The organism is Cryobacterium sp. MLB-32 (genome assembly GCF_000738085.1).
Lineage (GTDB): Bacteria > Actinomycetota > Actinomycetes > Actinomycetales > Microbacteriaceae > Cryobacterium.
In genome coordinates this window covers 1-1,367 of record NZ_JPRS01000625.1, presented here as the reverse complement: position 1 = coordinate 1,367, position 1,367 = coordinate 1, and the positions used below count along the sequence as shown (strand labels likewise).

The window sequence follows — 1,367 nt, the reverse complement described above, 5'->3', positions numbered from 1 at the left end:
ACTATGCGATGAGCCTGTACCCCGGAATCCGTGTTCGCTACGTGAGTAGCGAGGAATTCACCAACGACTTCATCAATTCGATCGCCAATAACCGTGGTTCCGCCTTCCAAGCTCGATATCGCAACATCGACATCCTGATGATCGACGACATCCAGTTTTTGCAGGGAAAGGCGGAGACCCAGGAAGCGTTCTTCCACACGTTCAATACCCTGCACGATCACAACAAGCAGGTCGTGATCACAAGCGACCTCCCTCCCAAGCACCTCACTGGTTTCGAGGACCGCATGAGGTCACGATTCGAATGGGGTCTGATCACCGACGTTCAGGCGCCCGACCTCGAGACCCGGATCGCGATTCTTCGCAAGAAGGCTCAGAGTGAAAAGCTCCAGGTGCCACACGACATCCTCGAATTCATGGCTTCCAAGGTCTCGTCGAATATTCGAGAACTTGAGGGCACGCTTATCAGAGTGACGGCCTTCGCCAGTCTCAACCGCACGCCGGTCGATATGGATCTCGTGCAGACGGTCTTGAAGGACCTCATCACCCTGGACGACGACAATGTCATCGCTCCGGTGGACATCATCACCAACACCGCCAATTACTTCAAGCTTTCGGTTGATGATCTCTACGGTTCCTCACGCAGCCAGGCGATCGCAACGGCCCGACAGATCGCGATGTACCTATGCCGCGAGCTCACCAACCTGTCGCTTCCGAAAATCGGGCAGCTGTTCGGCAATCGGGATCACACGACTGTGATGTACGCGAACAAGAAGATCAGTGAACTCATGAAAGAACGCCGATCGATCTACAACCAGGTCACAGAACTCACGAATCGCATCAAACAGGACCACCGCTACAAATAAATCGCCGTCATTCTCACTTTTGCACCTGTGTATAACCCTGTGGAATTTAAGAGTTAAACGCGTCAAAGCCTGTTGAAACAGGCCGGGTGCCTGTGGAAACTCCACTTAAGTTAACTCCGGACATTCCGGTTAAGTGTTAACTTCTCCACAACCCGTCAACAAGTTACATTCGTGTAGTTCCCAGCGTTTAACTGGAATTCACAGAGTTATCCACAGTTTCCACAGCGGTTAAGAACATTAACGTTTAACTTAAATTTCTCTCGATCCGACAACCTTGACGACGGGAGGCTGGATTCAACGATCCGTTGCAGAAGCGAGCTAGGGTTGAGGCCCACCCCGCCATTCCTCGGCCTTTCATCGAACAGGAGCCATTTCGTGAGATTTCAGGCCAATCGTGACGTTTTCAGCGAAGCTGTTTCTTTTGCTGTCAAACTTCTCCCGCAGCGCACGACGTTGCCGATCCTGAGCGGTGTGCTGATTGAAGCCACCGAGACGGGCTTGATC

Annotated in this window: 1 protein-coding gene and 1 pseudogene; both read left to right on the top strand. The window is 52.3% G+C overall.

Annotated features, from left to right (window positions below; all coding sequences use genetic code 11):
* On the top strand, positions 1–863 hold an 863-nt coding region (dnaA, locus tag JF66_RS20450; RefSeq protein WP_035880770.1), incomplete at its 5' end, for a chromosomal replication initiator protein DnaA.
* A 375-nt stretch (positions 864–1,238) separates the two neighbouring features.
* Positions 1,239–1,367, top strand: a pseudogene (locus JF66_RS22685) (DNA polymerase III subunit beta); the annotation flags it as partial.